This window comes from Erwinia rhapontici (genome assembly GCF_020683125.1).
GTDB classification, from domain to species: domain Bacteria; phylum Pseudomonadota; class Gammaproteobacteria; order Enterobacterales; family Enterobacteriaceae; genus Erwinia; species Erwinia rhapontici.
Window position 1 is genome coordinate 4,244,119 of sequence record NZ_CP085627.1, and the last position, 17,926, is coordinate 4,262,044.

Genomic DNA, 17,926 nt, shown 5'->3' on the forward strand with positions numbered 1-17,926 from the left:
CTTATTTCAACAACTGATGGCGAATACGCAGTAACAACAATGCATAACAGGTCATCAGCACCAGCAGGAACACCGCCATCGCTGAGGCATAACCAAAGTCGAGCTTGCGGTAGGCAGTGGTAAAGATGTAGCTGGAGAGAATCGAGGTGGATCCCGCAGGGCCACCGTCGGTCATCACCACGATCAGGTCGGCAAAGTTGGCAATCCAGATGGTGCGCAGCATGACGGTAATCGCAATCATCGGTGCAAGAAATGGCAGCGTGACACGCTTAAACTGCTGCCAGCCGCTGGCACCGTCCATGGATGCCGCTTCGTAGAGATCTTTCGGAATGGATTGCAACGCCGCCAGCAGAGTGATGGCAAAAAATGGGATGCCAAACCAGACGTTGGCAATCACGGGTCCGTACAACGCGAGGGTGGGATCGGACAGGATGTTGTACGGTTCGCTGATCAGATGCAGATCTACCATCCAGTGCGGCAAAATACCAATCACCGGATTCAGCAACCATGACCACGTCAGACCGGAGAGAAATGCAGGCACTGCCCACGGCAGGAATACCAGTGCCTGTGCCCAGCGCCGTAACGGGAATTCGCGGTTCAGCAACAGTGCCAACCCCAGACCGAGGAAGAATTGCAACGTCAGCGAGGTCAGCGTCCAGTTTACCGTATGGCCCAGCGCCTTAAAGAAACGTCGGTCATCGAACATAGTGCGGAAATTATCCAGACCGACCCAGCCACTGTCCATCGGGTTCAGCAGTTGGATATTCTGGAAGGCATACGAGATGCCAATCATCATTGGTACAAAAATAAACAGCCCTATCAACACCAGCGTTGGGGTGAGGTAAAGCCAGGGTTCCGCCAGCATACGCAGGCGCAAAAAGCGTGGCGCTCGATCGGCGGGTTCGGTGGTGGCGTCAAGCATCATAGGGCGTCTCCGGTATGAGGTTGGCGGGGGGCCGATCGTCTGTTCCGATCGGCCCGATCACCAGGTTATTGCGCAGCCAGCCAGGCTTTCTGCTCTTTTGTCAGATACTTCGCCCAGTCCTGAACCATCGATTCGGTATCGTTCTGGTCGAGTAATGTTTCCTGGCTGCTCTCTTTGACGATCACCGAGTTAAAGTAGCCCCAGCCTTTCAGATGGGTCGGCATGGTCAGCGGCACATATTTCGGGTCATTCAGTTCGGCGAACCAGCCTGCGAACTGCGGTGAATGGTAGTAAGGGTCGCTTTCTGCGCCTTTATAGATGGGCAGCGTACCGACGAACTTCGACCAGGTGAGGTTGTTCTCTTTGTTACTGAGGAACTGGATCAACTGCCAGGATTGATCCTTCTGTTTCGCCTGCTTAAACACCGACCAGCCGGTATAACCTATCGTCGGGAAGGCTTTACCCGATGGCCCTACCGGCATCGGTGCTACCGCGAAATCGTCCGCTGGCATGCTGTTTTTAATTGCGATCAGCGCATCCGGATCCTGGTCAAGCATCGCGCATTTACCCGAGTAGAACCCGGATACGATCTCGTTAAAGCCCCAGTTCACACTGTCTTTCGGTGCGCCGCCGCTTTTGTACAAATCCACCAGCAGCTGTGCGCCCTTCAGTGCACCAGGCTGGGTGAGCGTACTGTTACCCTGCTTATCGAAGAAGTCTGGAGAGCCGTTCATCGCTGCCATAAACATCATCCAGGCATTGGTGCCTCCAACGCCACCACGCATGCAGTAGCCGCTGATGCCATTACCCAGTGCGGTAATTTTCTTCGCGTCCGCGACGAACTCATCCATGGTTTTCGGTGCTTCGCTCAGCCCGGTCTGCTGGAACAGCTTCTTGTTCCAGAACATGGCGCGCAGATAGAAACCGTACGGCACCATCGTGGCTTTACCGTTGGCGGCACGCGCCATCGTCAGCGCTTTATCCGTCAGCTCTGGCGTGCTTTGCCAGCTTTTCAGGCGTGGCTCAAGATCCTCCAGCATATTGTTACTGGCATACAATCCCTGCCAGGTATCCGGCATCTCCACCACATCCGGCACCTGCCCGCTTTGCAGCATGGTGCCCAGTTTTTCAAACGCCTGACCCCACGGCAGCGAGATCACTTCAATTTCCGTATCCGGATGCTGTTTTTTATACTCCGTCAGCATGGTTTGCAGCACGGCTGTCCGCGCCGGGCTGGTGATCACTTCCACCAGCGTCAGCTTAGTGGCGGCGATACTGCCGAAGGCGGTGGTCATTCCCAGGGTCAATACCACGCTTTTGAATAATGCAGAGCGCAAAGGATGTTGCATCATACTGTCCTCTTGTCGGGTGAAGTTAGCGGGCAGCAGCGATCGCCTGCTGCAAGTCGAGCCACAGGTCATCGGTCTCTTCCAGGCCGATAGAAATACGGACAACGCGCGGAGACACGCCAAAATCGCGCGCTGAGTTAAACTCTCCGGCCTGATTCAGCACCGAAATAGCCGGCATCACCAGGCTCTCGAAGCCGCCCCAACTGACGCCCATATGGAAAAGATTCAGGGCATTACAGAAACGCGGGATATCCACCGAGTCATCGAGTTCGAAGGAGAACAGGCCGCTGTAACCACTCAGTGTTGAGAAGGGCTGCGGGTCCAGCCCTGGGTGATAAACCCGGGTGACCTGTGGATGATCCCGCAGTTGCTGCGCAATCGTCAGGGCGCTGTGATGGTGCTGGCGCATACGCAGTGGCAACGTGCGCAGGCCGCGGATCAGCAGCCAGGCTTCGTTGGCAGAGAGCTTACCGCCGAGGAAAGGGCTGACGCCGCGGGTAATGGCCATGATGTGCTCACGGCTGGCAATCACCAGCCCGGCCACCACATCGCTGTGGCCACTGATATATTTCGAGGCAGAATGCACCACAATATCCACGCCCAGGGTCAGCGGTTTTTGGAACAGCGGCGATGCCCAACTGTTATCAATCATCGTGGTCACGCCATAACGTTTGGCCAGAGCGACCAGCGCACGCAGATCCTGCTCACCCATCACCCAGCTGCTCGGGCTTTCAAGATAGAGCAGCGTTGCCCCCGGCAGCGCGGCTTCTACCGCCGCGAGAGAATCACCGTCTACAAACTCGCTGTTGATGTTAAAACGCTGGCAGAAGCCACGTAGAAAGCGGTAGGTATCCGGATAAACGTGGTTGATACACACCACTTTATCGCCCGGTGACACCACGCTGAGAATGGCGTTGCTGATGGCCGCCATCCCGCTACTGAAGGCCAGACAGGCTTCCCCCTGTTCCAGCAAGGCCACTTTGTCCTGCAACGCTTTGACCGTTGGGTTGTCCACGCGTGAATAGAGCGGCTGGTCACTGTCACCGCGAAAACGGGCGATCATGCTGTCGTAGTCGCTGAAGCTGAACAACGACGACTGGTAAATCGGTGGCGATACCGCGCCTTTATCATGGCGGACATCGTGCGTTAGCTGGGTCTGGTCTTTATATTTTTCTGGCTGCATGGATCACGTCCTTCATGTCACGTTCGGTGATATCGAGAATTAAATGGCTGACGCGCGTCGCCTCAATGGCATCACGGCGTGCAATGGCTTCGAACAGCGTGCGGTGCAGCGGAAAGGAGTCGCTGAACAGTGCCTGTTCGGGGGGAGATTCGAAGAACGCGTGCAGGGTGTCGTATAAACCGACCACCATATGTAGCAGTAACGGGTTATGGGCGGCCTGATAGATGCTGGCGTGAAACGCCCAGTCTTCGGCCCCGGCAGAACCTATGGACAGATGTACCCGCTCCATCTCCACCAGCCGCTGTTCTATCAGCAGCAGGTCTTCACGGCTGGCGCGGATCGCCGCCAGGCCACAGGATTCGGCCTCGATGATGCGTCGCACCTCCAGCGCATGCAGCATGTTCTGTGAGTCGTTCTTAAAGCGCAGGGAGAGGAAACTGTCATTGCTGGTGACTTCGGCATGCAGGAAGGTGCCGCTGCCTTTGCGGCGCACAATAATGCCCAGTGCCTCCCAGCGTTTCAGCGCTTCACGTACCGTGTTACGGCTCACCCCCAGTTGCTCTGCCAGTACACGCTCTGGCGGCAAACGTTCACCAATCTGAGTCCCGGACTGCGCCACATAGCGCGTCAACGCGTCCAGCACCAACACATCGCTGTGCTGTACCGCAATCGGCGACAAACTGGCGTTTAATGATGACATCCTGCCCCCTGATAAATTGGCCCAACAACTCAACCTCTTTCAGGTAACGCAATTTTGATGCCAAAAAATCAACCTATTGATTCAAATGATTTTAACTGAGAAATAAGCAAATCTTCTGAGCGTTAACAGTGCAGATTTGCGAGGCGTTGCGCAGGGAATGAGCAAGTCATGGGACATATCAGCAGGAAGGAGGCAAAATCATCAGGTTCAAAAAACAAACAAAATTCACTTGAACTAACTCATTATTGGGGATAGTTTAAGCCCATCAGGAGATACAGCAGTGGATGCTATCTTTATTGAACTTCCGCCTTTCGCACGTCACCGTGTCGATTATTTTTCTGACGATGCATTTCGCAGTTTGCAGAATCTGTTAATGCTCTGTCCCACCTGCGGTGATGTTATCCAGCACACCGGAGGGCTGCGTAAACTCAGAGTAGGCGATGCCCATCGCCATAAGGGAAAACGCGGAGGTTCACGGGTGATTTATTACTGGTGGCAGGAACAGGCACACTTTCTGCTGTTCACTGTTTACAGCAAAGGAGAGGCAAGCGATCTCTCCCCGGCACAGCGCGACAGCTTACGTTCGCTGCTGGCAAACCTGACTAAAGGAGGGTGATTTTATGGAAAAACGCGATCTTTACCATGAACTGGTCGAGGGGTTTACCGCGCTGGCTGAACATCACCAGGGCAAGAAAACGCTGAAGACGCATCGCCTGGCGGCAAAAGCTGAGGTGGTACTTGCCCCGGAGGAATTGCGCACTATCCGTGAAAACTTACAGCTTTCTCAGGCGGTCTTCGCACAGTACTTACAGACCGGATTAACCACCTATCAGAACTGGGAGCAGGGGCGGGCAAAGCCGAATAAACAGGCCATTTTGCTGATCCGCTTAATTGAAAATGAGTCTACTACGCTGGAAATACTGGCAAAACTGGCTTAAGAAAAGTGTAACCGGAAAAGAATCTCTCAAAGGGCGACCGTAAAAAAGGTCGCCCACTACGGGGGGCTATTCGTTTAAAGCGCGCTGCCTTTCAGACGCTTGAATTCATCTTTGGCTTTTTGCAGCTGGCTGACAAAGGTCGGTTCAGCGTGCAGACGTGCCACAATCGCCGAGGCCACCACGCGAGCCGCGGTGACGTCACTCTGCCAGTGATAACCGCAAATCACCCGGCTCTGGCCCATCTCATAGCCACGTTGCAGAATTTGCCCCTGGCGGTCGGTATTGATCTCAGCCAGCACCAGCGCAGTGGCCCAGCCAATGGTGGTGTGGCCTGAAGGATAGGAGCCATTGGTTGAGAGCTTGCCTTCGTCATCGGAACGGCAGGTGGCTTCATGATAGAAAGCAAAAGGACGGATGCGCATGTAGTGTTGCTTGGCGCTGCGTGTGGCCAGGTCGCCCGCATCTTCGCGCATTTTCTTCACCAGTCGATACTGTTCCGGCGTTTTCTCCAGCGTAATTTCCATGCCGTAAGCCTCGGAGAATGCCTCTGCTACGCCATCGCCCTCAACGTTAGCATCTTTCCAGGCCTGCTTGCCTCTTGGCGTGTCACGCAGCATTTTACCCACGTCATACTGGGTTTTATCATTCAAAAACTCGATGCTGTCCATCGCCGGAGGGGGTGGCAGCAACGCCAGGCTGTCGATGGACTGTGATTCTTTCAGAAAGTAAACGTCAGGTTGCGTGGTGACATCTTTGGCCGCATACGCAGATTGAGCCACTACCGCTCCAACCAGCATCGCCAGAACAATTCTTTTCATGGTTAATTTCCCTATAATCATTGGTGTAAAAAGTGGCTGTTTTTCAATACATAATGTAAAACCCAGCGCCAGTCATCCTAACGAACCCTGACAATGCTGCAACCTGTGCGATCACAAAACCGATAATCAGAAACGACTTTTGCCGAATCGCGCCCCAAAAAAAACCCCGCCGGGGCGGGGTTTGTTGCTGTCACGATGACCGGCGTTAAGCGTTGATCTGCGCGTGCATTTCCTGCACGGAGATCACCTGCTCAGTGGCGCTGGCATTCAGTGACGTGGTGGTGGCGAAAGCACCATTCAGTGTGGTGTCGTAGTGCACCTTGTACTGCAACGCACTGCGGCGGATGAGTTTGGAATCCTCAATCGCCTGGCGGCCTGCGGTGGTGTTAACAATATAGGCGTACTCGCCGTTTTTCACCCGATCCTGAATATGCGGACGACCTTCATGCACCTTATTCACCTGGCGCACCTCAATCCCGGCAGTTTTCAACACCTCAGCAGTACCCGCAGTAGCATCCAGTTCAAAACCAGAATCCTGCAGGCGACGAGCCAGCTCAACGATGCGTTTCTTATCGCCTTCGCGCACTGACAGCAGCGCACGACCGCTCTTCTTCATGTTGCTCTGTGCGCCCAGCATCGCTTTGCAGAAAGCTTCTGCGAAGGTACGGCCCACACCCATCACTTCCCCGGTGGAGCGCATTTCCGGGCCAAGGATAGGGTCAACGCCCTGGAACTTGTTAAACGGCAGCACGACTTCTTTCACGGAGTAATACGGTGGGATGATCTCTTTCGTCACACCCTGAGCAGCCAGCGTTTTGCCCGCCATCACGCGTGCGGCAACCTTCGCCAGCGGCATCCCGGTCGCTTTAGAAACAAACGGTACGGTACGCGCAGCACGTGGGTTCACCTCAATCAGGTAAACCTCGTTGTCTTTCACTGCAAACTGCACGTTCATCAGACCGCGTACGCCCAGTTCAAAGGCCAACTTTTTCACCTGGTCGCGCATCACATCCTGGATTTCCTGGCTCAGCGTATACGCTGGCAGTGAACAGGCTGAGTCACCGGAGTGAACGCCCGCCTGCTCAATGTGTTCCATAATGCCGCCAATCAGCACCTGCTCACCGTCACAGATGGCATCTACGTCAACTTCGACGGCGTCATCCAGGAAACGGTCCAGCAGAACCGGCGCATCATTAGAGACGGAAACCGCCGTGTTGAAGTAACGCTTCAGGTCGATTTCGTCGTATACGATTTCCATCGCACGGCCGCCCAGCACGTAAGACGGACGCACCACCAGTGGATAGCCAATCAGTGCTGCTTTTTCGACGGCCATTTCAATGGCGGTCACGGTGGCGTTAGCCGGCTGTTTCAGGCCGAGGCGATCAACTGCCTGCTGGAAACGCTCACGATCTTCTGCACGGTCAATGGCATCCGGGCTGGTACCGATAACCGGCACGCCTGCGGCTTCCAGCGCACGCGCCAGTTTCAGTGGCGTCTGGCCACCGTACTGTACGATCACCCCCTTAGGCTTCTCGATGCGCACGATTTCCAGCACATCTTCCAGGGTCACCGGCTCGAAGTACAGACGGTCGGAGGTGTCGTAATCGGTAGAGACGGTTTCCGGGTTACAGTTGACCATAATGGTTTCGAACCCGTCTTCGCGCAGCGCCAGTGAGGCGTGTACGCAGCAGTAGTCGAACTCAATGCCCTGGCCGATACGGTTTGGACCACCGCCCAGCACCATGATTTTGTCACGGTCCTGGTTAGGGTTCGCTTCGCACTCTTCTTCATAAGTGGAGTACATGTAGGCGGTATTGGTGGAGAACTCTGCCGCACAGGTATCAACACGTTTGTAGACCGGGTGCAGGTTATGCTGCTCACGCAGCGCACGGATTTCGGCTTCAGAGACACCGGCCACATCGGCCAGGCGTGCGTCGGCAAAACCTTTACGCTTCAGGGCACGCAGGAAGTCATAGTTCAGGCCATTAATGCCCTGCTCTGCTACCTGCTGTTCCAGCTTCACCAGCTCTTCAATCTGCACCAGGAACCAGCGGTCAACGTTGGTCAGCGCGAAGACATCTTCCACGCTCATCGCAGCACGGAAGGCATCAGCGATGTACCAGATGCGGTCGCAGCCAGCATCTTTCAACTCGCGACGAATGGTCGTCAGCGCTTCCGGGTCGTCAAGGCCCACTTTCGGGTCAAAACCATGGGCGCCCACTTCCAGACCGCGCAGGGCTTTCTGCATCGATTCCTGGAAGGTGCGACCAATTGCCATCACTTCACCCACAGATTTCATCTGTGTGGTCAGACGATCATTGGCACCTGCAAATTTCTCGAAGTTAAAGCGAGGGATCTTCGTCACAACGTAGTCGATGGACGGCTCGAAGGAGGCCGGAGTCAGGCCACCGGTGATGTCGTTGGTCAGCTCATCCAGCGTAAAACCGACGGCCAGCTTGGCGGCGATTTTCGCAATCGGGAAACCGGTCGCTTTGGATGCCAGCGCTGAAGAACGTGATACGCGCGGGTTCATCTCAATGACAATCAGGCGACCATTTTCCGGATTTACCGAGAATTGTACGTTTGAACCGCCGGTTTCCACACCGATCTCACGCAGTACCGCCAGCGAGGCGTTACGCATAATCTGGTACTCTTTGTCGGTCAGCGTCTGTGCTGGCGCAACCGTGATGGAGTCACCGGTGTGAATGCCCATGGCATCGAAGTTTTCAATCGAGCAGACAATGATGCAGTTGTCGTTTTTATCACGCACCACTTCCATCTCGTACTCTTTCCAGCCAATCAGCGACTCATCAATCAGCAGCTCATTAGTCGGTGACAGGTCGAGGCCGCGCTCGCAAATCTCTTCAAACTCTTCGCGGTTGTAAGCGATACCGCCACCTGTGCCACCCATGGTGAATGACGGACGGATAATGCACGGGAAGCCCACGTCAGCGGCAACCGCCAGCGCTTCTTCCATTGTATGTGCGATACCGGAACGTGCGGTATCGAGGCCGATTTTCTTCATCGCAACGTCGAAACGACGACGGTCTTCCGCTTTATCGATCGCATCAGCGGTGGCGCCGATCATCGTGACACCAAATTCAGCCAGCACACCCTGACGTTCCAGCTCCAGCGCACAGTTCAGCGCAGTCTGGCCGCCCATGGTTGGCAGCACGGCATCCGGGCGCTCTTTCTCAATGATTTTGCGCACGACTTCCCAGTGGATAGGTTCGATATAGGTCGCATCGGCCATATCCGGGTCGGTCATGATGGTGGCCGGGTTGGAGTTCACCAGGATAACGCGGTAGCCCTCTTCGCGCAGCGCTTTACACGCCTGCGCACCCGAGTAGTCAAATTCGCAGGCCTGGCCGATAACAATCGGGCCAGCACCGAGGATCAGGATACTTTTTATGTCTGTACGTTTTGGCATTGTCTTTCTCTCCCGACCTTAAATAGCTTTTTTAATCAGTTCGATAAAATGATCGAACAAGGGGGCGGCATCGTGCGGGCCTGGGCTGGCTTCCGGGTGCCCCTGGAAGCTGAAAGCGGCTTTATCGGTGCGGTGAATACCCTGTACCGTATGATCAAACAGTGAAGTATGGGTCACACGCAGATTAGAAGGCAGCTGGCTGTCGTCAACGGCAAAACCGTGGTTCTGGGCGGTAATCATCACGGTATTGTTATCGTGATCTTTCACCGGGTGGTTACCACCGTGGTGGCCCAGTTTCATCTTCACGGTCTTGGCACCGCTGGCCAGCGCCAGTAACTGGTGGCCGAGGCAGATACCGAACACCGGAATGTCGGTTTCCAGTAGGCGTTTAATCGCCGTAATCGCGTAGTCACACGGCTCCGGGTCGCCAGGGCCGTTAGAGAGGAACACCCCGTCCGGATTCAGCTTCAGCACGTCTTCCGCGGAAGTCTGTGCCGGAACAACGGTCAGACGGCAGCCGCGATCCACCAGCATACGCAAGATGTTACGCTTCACGCCGTAATCATACGCGACAACATGGAACGGCAGGTCTGCATCAGTCTTCGGCGCAGGCAGCTCACCTTCCAGCGTCCAGCTCCCCTGCAGCCACTGATACGCATCCTTAGTGGTCACTTCTTTCGCCAGGTCCATGCCTTTCAGGCCCGGGAACGCTTTGGCTTTTTCCAGTGCTACAGCGGCATCCAGCGCATCGCCCGCGATGATACAGCCATTCTGTGCCCCTTTTTCGCGAAGCAGACGGGTCAGTTTACGCGTATCGATATCGGCAATAGCGACAATGTTGTGGCGAGTCAGGTAATCAGACAGGCCTTCTTCATTACGGTAGTTGCTGGCAATCAGCGGTAAATCACGGATAACCAGGCCCGATGCATGTACCTGAGAAGATTCTGCGTCAGCGGAGTTGGTGCCGACATTGCCGATATGGGGATAAGTAAGAGTGACGATCTGGCGGGAATAGGAAGGATCAGTGAGGATTTCTTGATAACCGGTCATTGACGTGTTGAAAACAACTTCTCCCACTGCCGACCCGGTTGCCCCGATGGCCCGACCGTGGAATTGGGTTCCGTCTTCCAGAACCAATAGCGCTGACTTAATCAAAACATCCTCCAGGGAATAAACAGTCACAATATATGCATATTAATTCAGGAATGACCCCAAAATCAATGCAAAAACTGCCTGACTGCTCAGTTTTTGGCAAATTGGGCGCATTCTAATGATCGCCCTCTCTATTGTCTACCCTGCGAGGATGTTTTTCTGCGTTTTTTAACTAACTGAGCGTAAATCCGGAAGATTTACCCTGAAAGCATGACACATCCTGGTCATAAAATCGGTTGCCTGAGCGCTTGTGCATAATTTCAGGGGGTGATGAGTAAAAAAGTGGACCAAATGGTCAAAAACAGCGCTTACGGAGGGTGAAAAACAGAGATGAGATCAACTTATAAGTGGAACATATAAAAAAATAACTTAAATAGCTATTTATACAAAATAAAAAGGGCAATAAAATTATTGCCCATCCAATCAAAAAGTTATGATTGAAATAACCACATCACGATGGTACACAACACTTATAAATCATCAAGATTCAGGACGCTGCGCATATCATGAAGCCCTGTTTTATGCGCTTTCAACCATATTGCTGCACGAACTGCGCCATTAGCGAAGGTCATACGGCTTGAAGCCTTGTGGGTTATCTCTACCCGCTCGCCAACATCTGCAAACATCGCTGTATGCTCACCGACGATATCTCCGGCACGTACAGTGGCAAAACCGATGGTCTGTGCTTCACGCTCACCGGTGTAACCTTCACGGCTATAGACCGCATGCTCATTCAGGTTCCAGTTCATCGCATCAGCAATCGCTTCCCCCATCGCCAGCGCGGTACCCGATGGTGCATCAACTTTATGACGGTGATGCGCTTCGATGATCTCGATATCCGCGTAGTCACCCATCACTTTGGCGGCTTTCTCCAGCAGTTTCAGCACCAGGTTAACGCCCACACTAAAGTTGGCGGCAAACACGATGCCGATATCAGCAGAAGCGGCTTTGATGGCAGCTTTACCGTCCTCATCGAATCCGGTGGTACCAATAACCATCGCTTTTTTATGCTGACGACAAAATTCCAGATAATGTAGCGTGCCTTCCGGACGGGTGAAGTCGATCAACACATCGAAATCATTCACCACCGCATCAAGGTTATCCGTCACTTTAATGCCCAGTGCACCACAACCGGCCAGCTCTCCTGCATCTGCACCCGTCAGCGACGAACCTGAACGCACCAGCGCTGCGCCCAAACGCGCACCTTCAGACTGAACCGTTGCCTGAATTAGCTGACGCCCCATACGCCCTGCGGCTCCCGCAATGGCGATACGGACTTCTGTATTACTCATATTTATTCATTCCTGACAGATTTCTATTCATTCAAGCCGCATACAGATTAACCAGCGGTTAACGTCTGCGCCACAATTAAAACCAGATAATAAGAATTTTACGCCAGCGCGTGAGGATTATCAGTAAAACAGATTTTGTAAGGATTGGGGAAGGGAAAATGGGATGGCCGTTGAGTGGATAAACTACGAAAACTGGCAGGCATCCTTGCTCAAGCAGAACTGGCTATATAACCTACAAAAGCTGATTGTTAATCAAACCAAGGATGAACCATGCTGTATATCGATGCCAATGGCTATATCGATGCGATCAGGATTACCAAAAAGATTTTTCACTCCCTTCATCACGGTGACATGGGCCATGTTAACGGCATTGTCGTTCATCAGACCGGGGCCGCAACGTTACAAAGTACCTTTAACAGCTACCAGCACGCCAATGCCAACGGGGCCCATTTTATCATTGATAAAGATGGCACCATTTATCAGACGGCCTCGCTGTTCAAAATGACTTACCATGTTGGCAGGATGAAATCGCGCTGCCTGATCACGCAAAAATGTGAACCCGCTGAACTCAAAAAGCCACTCAACTGGAAAACGCCTGGCGCACCAAAGAAATATCAGACAGGGAGAGGCAAAAGCCCTGGCCCGACCGCTTTCCGGCAAACACGGATGCAATTGGTATTGAAATGGTAGGACTGGCGGTAGAAGACCCAATAAATAAAAAGTCTAAAGACCTTATCTATAATCCTGTTACTGAACAGCAGAATGAATCACTTAAATGGCTGATCAGTCAGTTAAAAGAGTCGTTGGGCATCAGCACAAATGAAATTTATCGGCATCCGGAGATTGCAAGGAAAACGCCAACAGAGGCGAGTACCGCCAAATGGTAAGAATAAAAGGTATAATTAAAAAATTAATATTAATCAATATATTACTAATCCCCACTTACAGTCAGGCTCGATCGGTAACCTCGCTTAACATCACAAGCATCGGGAAAACGTTAAAACAAGTCACCAATGTCTATGAGATTAATGCCTGCAAAAAATTCGTGCCCACGCAGCAGCAGGCGATCAACTTTTTTAATCACGCGTATCCTGTTGAAGCTTATGTCGTCATGGATGCACGATATTCATCATGCTACGCCGAGGGGGATTTAAATTTTAGTGATGGATCTTTCGGTACATGGCGGTTGTATTCAAGTGGCACGGCCACCTTCGTTTTTGACCGTGGTGACGTTGTAAACCTCTTTTATGAACACAACACATGGTACGATCCGAATGAGGGTGGATATGATGATAAGTAATTGAAATAACTGAAATTGCACAGCTTAAGGGAATAAGGCGACCGGAAAAAAGGTCGCCCAAGACAGGAGAAAATGCGCCCTAATCGACCTGACGAACTTCCACGCGCAGCTCTTTCGGTACTTCAAACACAATGTTCTCTTCGCGACCAATCAGCTCGATGGCATCGACGCCACCCAGTGAGTTCAGCCGTTCGATCACCTGTTGCACCAGGATATCCGGTGCCGAAGCACCTGCGGTGACGCCAACACATCCCACACCTCTGACCCACTCTTCCTGAATATCATCAGCGGAGTCGATCAGACGTGCCAGCTTGCCGGCACGCTGTGCAAGCTCTGCCAGACGGTTTGAGTTCGAAGAGTTTTTCGAACCGACCACCAGCACTACATCAGCGTCACGGGCCAGCGTACGCACCGCTTCCTGCCGGTTAGTGGTGGCGTAACAGATGTCGTCTTTACGCGGACCAACAATTTTGGGGAAACGGGCACGCAGCGCATCGATCACTTCATAGGTGTCATCGACGGACAGCGTGGTTTGCGTCATAAAGCACAGATTGTCTTCATCTTTAACCTGAAGTTTCCACACATCTGCTGGCGCTTCCACCAGATACATCCCCCCTTTCGGGTTGTTGTACTGGCCCATTGTCCCTTCCACTTCCGGGTGGCCCGCATGACCAATCAGGATCGCTTCCGTTCCTTTTCGACTGGCACGCGCCACTTCCATATGCACCTTGGTGACCAGCGGACAGGTGGCATCAAACAGCATGGTCAGCTCGCGCGCTTTGGCTTCAGCACGAACAGCCTGCGACACGCCATGTGCAGAGAAGATCAGGATAGAACCATCCGGCACTTCAGCAATCTCTTCAATAAAGATCGCCCCGCGCTCGCGCAGGCTGTTGACCACATAACGGTTATGCACCACTTCATGCCGCACGTAGATAGGTGCGCCATACATCTCCAGCGCACGCTCCACAATGCTGATAGCGCGATCAACGCCTGCGCAGAAACCGCGCGGGTTAGCCAACAGGATCTGCATTGCTCGTCTCCCGTACCGGATCAATCTCCAGCACTTCTACGTCAAAGTGAATAGTCTGCCCGGCCAGTGGGTGATTGAAATCAACGGTGATCGAATCACCAGAGATTTCACGGATCACACCAGGCATCTCGTTACCATCCATGCCGCTGAACAGCATGATGGCACCAATTTCAGGTTCTCCTGCCTGCACAAAGTCACGGCGCGAAAAATACTGGATCAGGTCCGGGCTGATACCGCCGAACGCATCGTCTGCGTCCAGCGAAAAAGCACACGCTTCACCCGTTTTTAGTCCGAGAAGATGACTTTCCAGCCCTTCTGACAGGCTACCATCGCCGAGGCAAAACAACGCCGGTTTACCGTGACTGCGCGTGGATTCCGCTGTGGAACCATCCGCCAGTTTTAAGGTGAAATGCACCAGCACTTCGCTGTCACGCTGTACAGAATCGGTCATGCCTTACCCTTTATTCTTAGCCTGTTTGCCGTTCGGGCTCAGGAACCCTTCCAGCACGATCAGCGCGGCACCAATACAGATACCGCAGTCGGCAATATTAAACGTGGCAAAGTGCCAGTCACCGACATAGAAATCGATGAAGTCCACCACAAAGCCATGATATGACCGGTCAAACAGGTTGCCCACTGCGCCACCCACAATCAGCGCATAGGCGATGTTATTCAGTTTATTGCTCGCGCTGGTGCGGTACATCATCACCAGCAGCACCACGACAATGGCAATGGCAATACCGGCAAAGAACCAGCGCTGCCAGCCACCTTTATCGGCGAGGAAGCTGAACGCCGCGCCGTAGTTGTGAGCATAAAAGAAGTTAAAGTACGGCATCACTGGCATCGATTCGTGCAGCATCAGATTATTCATAATCCACTGCTTGCTGCCGAAATCAATGACAATCACCACCAGCACCAGCCACAGCCAGCGCAATCCGGTTGAGAGAACAGGTCTGCTCATCATGCAAACTTACGCTGTTCGCCGCTGCCCGCGACGTTAGAGACACAACGACCGCAGACATCAGCGTGTTCGGCGTTCTGGCCGATATCGCTAGTGTAATGCCAGCAGCGTGGGCATTTCTCACCTTCTGCTTTCTGCAGAGCAATTTTCAGACCTTTCACCACATCACTCTGCTGCGCATCGTCGGTTGCCTGTGCATAGTCAGCGACCTTAGCCCCTGAGGTCAGCAGCACAAAGCGCAGTTCCTCACCCAGGCTGGTCAGCTTGGTTGCCAGGTCAGCATCAGCGTACAGCGTTACGCTGGCTTCCAGAGAACCACCGATACGCTTATCAGCACGCGCCTGCTCGATCACCTTATTGACTTCACCGCGTACTTTCAGCAGTTCAGCCCAGTAGCTGTCATTCATTGGCTGGTTGTCTTCCAGGCTGAACAACCCGTCGAACCACTCCTCGGTAAACACGTACTGGCTGCGTTTGCCCGGCAGATAGCCCCAGATTTCATCGGCGGTAAAGGACATGATTGGTGCCATCCAACGCACCAGCGCTTCCACGATGTACCACAGCGCGGTCTGGCAGCTACGACGCGCCAGGCCATCTGACTTCGCGGTGTACTGACGATCTTTGATGATATCCAGATAGAATGAACCCATCTCAACCGAGCAGAACTGCATCAGACGCTGTACCACTTCATGGAAATCGTAGGCTTCGTAAGAAGCGACGATATCATTCTGTGCGGCCAGTGCGCGGCCCACAGCCCAACGGTCAACGATGACCATCTCTTCCGGTTTCACCAGATCGGTTTCCGGGTTGAAACCGGCGAGGTTCGCCAGCAGGAAACGCGCGGTGTTACGGATGCGACGATAGCTGTCGGCAGAACGCTTAAGGATTTCGTCAGAGACAGCAATTTCACCGGAGTAATCGGTCGATGCCACCCACAGACGCAGGATATCGGCACCCAACTTGTTCATCACGTCCTGTGGGCTGACGGTGTTGCCCAAGGATTTGGACATCTTGCGGCCCTGACCATCGACGGTGAAGCCGTGCGTCAGTACCTGGCGGTATGGCGCTTTGCCTTTCATCGCAGTGGAGATCATCAGCGAGGACATAAACCAGCCACGGTGCTGATCCGAACCTTCCAGATATAAATCAGGTTCGTTACCGCCAAACTCAGGGCGCGCATCAACCACCGAGTAACTGGTCGATCCTGAATCGAACCATACGTCCAGGGTATCCGGCACTTTAACGTAGTTGTCAGCATCAGCACCCATCAGATCGTGGGCATCGAGATCCCACCATGCCTGGATACCGTCCTGCTCAACCCGCTTCGCTACCTTCTCCATCAGTTCCAGAGAATCCGGGTGCAGCTGCTCAGTGTCTTTGTGGACGAACAGCGCCATCGGCACGCCCCAGGTACGCTGACGGGAGATACACCAGTCAGGGCGGTTAGCCACCATCGACTCAATACGCGCCTGGCCCCAGTCCGGGATCCACTGCACGCCTTTGATCTCTTTTAGCGACTGCGCACGCAGGCCTTTCTGATCCATGCTGATAAACCACTGCGGAGTTGCACGGAAGATGATCGGCGTTTTGTGACGCCAGCAGTGTGGGTAGCTGTGATGCAGTTTCTCAACATGCAGCAGAGCGCCCTTCTCGCGCAGCAACTCAACGATCATATCGTTGGCTTTAAATACGTTAACGCCGTCCAGCGTCGGGTATGTGCCTGGCAGGAAGCTGCCGTCCGGGCCGACCGGGTTAGCGACTTCAATACCGTACTTCTGGCCAATCACATAGTCGTCCGGGCCGTGGCCAGGCGCAGTGTGAACGGCACCGGTACCGGCTTCCAGCGTCACGTGCTCACCCAGCACCACCGGAGAGGTGTGGCTGAGGAAAGGATGCTGGAAGCCCATCAGTTCGAGGTCAGCGCCTTTCGCTTCACCCAGCACGGTCCATGCAGCCACGCCAACACGCTTCATCACACTCTCGACCATGTCTTTAGCGAGGATCAGGGCACGGCCCTCAATCTGCACTAGCTGGTAGTCAAATTCAGGATGCAGAGAGATGGCGCGGTTAGCCGGCATCGTCCACGGCGTGGTAGTCCAGATCACCAGGGCAATCGGGCCATCAACGTGGCCTGCGCCAAATTTCGCCTGCACCGCGTCTTTATCGACGGCATTGAACATCACATCGATAGACGGGGAGGTTTTGTCGTAATACTCCACTTCCGCTTCAGCCAGCGCAGAGCGGCAGTCCAGGCACCAGTGCACCGGCTTTGCGCCCTTGTGCAGGTGACCGTTGCCGATGATCTTACCCAGGGCACGGATGATGTTGGCTTCGGTTTGGAAGTTCATCGTCAGATACGGACGATCCCAGTCACCCAGCACTCCGAGGCGGATAAAGTCGGCTTTCTGCCCTTCCACCTGCTCGGCGGCATATTTACGGCAGGCAGCACGGAATTCGGATGCGCTGACTTTCTCGCCCGGCTTACCGATCATCTGCTCAACTTTATGCTCGATAGGCAGACCGTGACAGTCCCAGCCTGGAACGTACGGCGAATCATAGCCCGCCATGCCTTTCGACTTAACGATAATGTCTTTCAGAATCTTGTTAACGGAGTGACCAATATGAATGCTGCCGTTCGCGTAGGGAGGGCCATCATGCAGAATAAAGGTTTTTTTCCCTTTCTTGGCTTCGCGAATGATGCCGTACAGCTTGTCATCATACCAACGTTGCAGCATGCCCGGTTCGCGTTTGGCCAGATCGCCACGCATCGGGAACCCCGTTTCCGGCAAATTCAGGGTAGATTTATAGTCACTCATCAGATTCTCGGTTCCGTATGTCGGTTCTA

17 protein-coding genes are annotated in these 17,926 nt (G+C 53.7%); 5 read left to right on the forward strand and 12 right to left on the reverse strand.

Translation table 11 applies throughout. From position 1 onward, the window contains the following. Nucleotide 1: 1 nt before the first annotated feature. From LJN55_RS19570 to LJN55_RS19585, 4 genes are all read right to left on the reverse strand, one after another. The gene (locus LJN55_RS19570; protein ID WP_227535086.1) at nt 2-925 is read right to left on the reverse strand and encodes a carbohydrate ABC transporter permease; all 924 of its coding nucleotides are present in this window, start codon (nt 923-925) and stop codon (nt 2-4) included. A 65-nt stretch (nt 926-990) separates the two neighbouring features. After that, on the reverse strand, nt 991-2,277 hold the full coding sequence (locus tag LJN55_RS19575) for an ABC transporter substrate-binding protein (protein ID WP_227535087.1): 1,287 nt from the start codon (nt 2,275-2,277) through the stop codon (nt 991-993). 22 nt (nt 2,278-2,299) lie between these two features. Beyond that, nucleotides 2,300-3,457, reverse strand: a complete 1,158-nt coding sequence (locus LJN55_RS19580; RefSeq protein ID WP_227535089.1) for a PLP-dependent transferase — start codon at nt 3,455-3,457, stop codon at nt 2,300-2,302. Further along, nucleotides 3,438-4,157, reverse strand: coding sequence for a FadR/GntR family transcriptional regulator (locus LJN55_RS19585; protein WP_133842339.1), 720 nt, complete (start codon nt 4,155-4,157; stop codon nt 3,438-3,440). Before LJN55_RS19585 ends, LJN55_RS19580 begins: the two co-directional genes overlap by 20 nt. Nucleotides 4,158-4,437: 280 nt before the next feature. Between LJN55_RS19585 and LJN55_RS19590 the strand changes: the two genes are divergently transcribed. Then, nucleotides 4,438-4,773: a type II toxin-antitoxin system RelE/ParE family toxin gene (locus LJN55_RS19590; protein WP_133842340.1), complete on the forward strand. Its 336-nt coding sequence runs from the start codon at nt 4,438-4,440 to the stop codon at nt 4,771-4,773. 4 nt (nt 4,774-4,777) lie between these two features. Next, nucleotides 4,778-5,095: a helix-turn-helix domain-containing protein gene (locus LJN55_RS19595; protein ID WP_159336876.1), complete on the forward strand. Its 318-nt coding sequence runs from the start codon at nt 4,778-4,780 to the stop codon at nt 5,093-5,095. Nucleotides 5,096-5,169: 74 nt separating this feature from the next. Here the strand turns inward: LJN55_RS19595 and LJN55_RS19600 are convergent, their stop codons facing one another. The 4 genes from LJN55_RS19600 to dapB all read right to left on the reverse strand — a co-directional run bounded on the left by LJN55_RS19600 (nt 5,170) and on the right by dapB (nt 11,787). After that, entirely contained in the window at nt 5,170-5,913 is a 744-nt protein-coding gene (locus LJN55_RS19600) for an acid phosphatase (RefSeq protein ID WP_212813282.1), read from the reverse strand. Between the two features lie 205 nt (nt 5,914-6,118). Continuing rightward, the gene (gene carB / locus LJN55_RS19605; protein WP_133842343.1) at nt 6,119-9,343 is read right to left on the reverse strand and encodes a carbamoyl-phosphate synthase large subunit; all 3,225 of its coding nucleotides are present in this window, start codon (nt 9,341-9,343) and stop codon (nt 6,119-6,121) included. 18 nt (nt 9,344-9,361) lie between these two features. Beyond that, nucleotides 9,362-10,498: a glutamine-hydrolyzing carbamoyl-phosphate synthase small subunit gene (carA, locus tag LJN55_RS19610; protein ID WP_133842344.1), complete on the reverse strand. Its 1,137-nt coding sequence runs from the start codon at nt 10,496-10,498 to the stop codon at nt 9,362-9,364. A 467-nt stretch (nt 10,499-10,965) separates the two neighbouring features. Next, nucleotides 10,966-11,787 (reverse strand): 4-hydroxy-tetrahydrodipicolinate reductase, encoded by an 822-nt coding sequence (dapB, locus tag LJN55_RS19615; protein ID WP_227535091.1) that lies wholly within the window; start codon nt 11,785-11,787, stop codon nt 10,966-10,968. A gap of 270 nt (nt 11,788-12,057) precedes the next feature. Here dapB and LJN55_RS23940 point away from each other — a divergent pair, with 270 nt between their 5' ends. Genes LJN55_RS23940 through LJN55_RS19625 form a run of 3 tightly spaced genes read left to right on the forward strand, consistent with a single transcriptional unit; the run spans nt 12,058 to nt 13,087 of the window. Then, nucleotides 12,058-12,477: a peptidoglycan recognition protein family protein gene (locus LJN55_RS23940; RefSeq protein WP_265105972.1), complete on the forward strand. Its 420-nt coding sequence runs from the start codon at nt 12,058-12,060 to the stop codon at nt 12,475-12,477. Continuing rightward, complete coding sequence (locus LJN55_RS23945; protein ID WP_265106042.1) at nt 12,399-12,674, forward strand: peptidoglycan recognition protein family protein; 276 nt, start codon at nt 12,399-12,401, stop codon at nt 12,672-12,674. Before LJN55_RS23940 ends, LJN55_RS23945 begins: the two co-directional genes overlap by 79 nt. Further along, nucleotides 12,668-13,087 carry a hypothetical protein gene (locus tag LJN55_RS19625; protein WP_200641681.1) on the forward strand — a complete coding sequence of 140 codons (420 nt, stop codon included), beginning with the start codon at nt 12,668-12,670 and terminating at the stop codon, nt 13,085-13,087. The genes LJN55_RS23945 and LJN55_RS19625 overlap by 7 nt, the downstream gene beginning before the upstream one ends. A 79-nt stretch (nt 13,088-13,166) precedes the next feature. On the opposite strand, the gene ispH is transcribed toward LJN55_RS19625, so the two are convergent. The 4 genes from ispH to ileS are packed head-to-tail and all read right to left on the reverse strand — an operon-like array spanning nt 13,167 to nt 17,897. Continuing rightward, nucleotides 13,167-14,120: a 4-hydroxy-3-methylbut-2-enyl diphosphate reductase gene (ispH, locus tag LJN55_RS19630; RefSeq protein WP_227535093.1), complete on the reverse strand. Its 954-nt coding sequence runs from the start codon at nt 14,118-14,120 to the stop codon at nt 13,167-13,169. Continuing rightward, entirely contained in the window at nt 14,101-14,571 is a 471-nt protein-coding gene (gene fkpB, locus LJN55_RS19635) for an FKBP-type peptidyl-prolyl cis-trans isomerase (RefSeq protein WP_159336875.1), read from the reverse strand. Before fkpB ends, ispH begins: the two co-directional genes overlap by 20 nt. Nucleotides 14,572-14,574: 3 nt before the next feature. Next, entirely contained in the window at nt 14,575-15,081 is a 507-nt protein-coding gene (gene lspA / locus LJN55_RS19640; protein WP_171149331.1) for a signal peptidase II, read from the reverse strand. Continuing rightward, nucleotides 15,081-17,897: an isoleucine--tRNA ligase gene (gene ileS / locus LJN55_RS19645; protein WP_171149237.1), complete on the reverse strand. Its 2,817-nt coding sequence runs from the start codon at nt 17,895-17,897 to the stop codon at nt 15,081-15,083. Before ileS ends, lspA begins: the two co-directional genes overlap by 1 nt. Between the last annotated feature and the right edge of the window lie 29 nt (nt 17,898-17,926).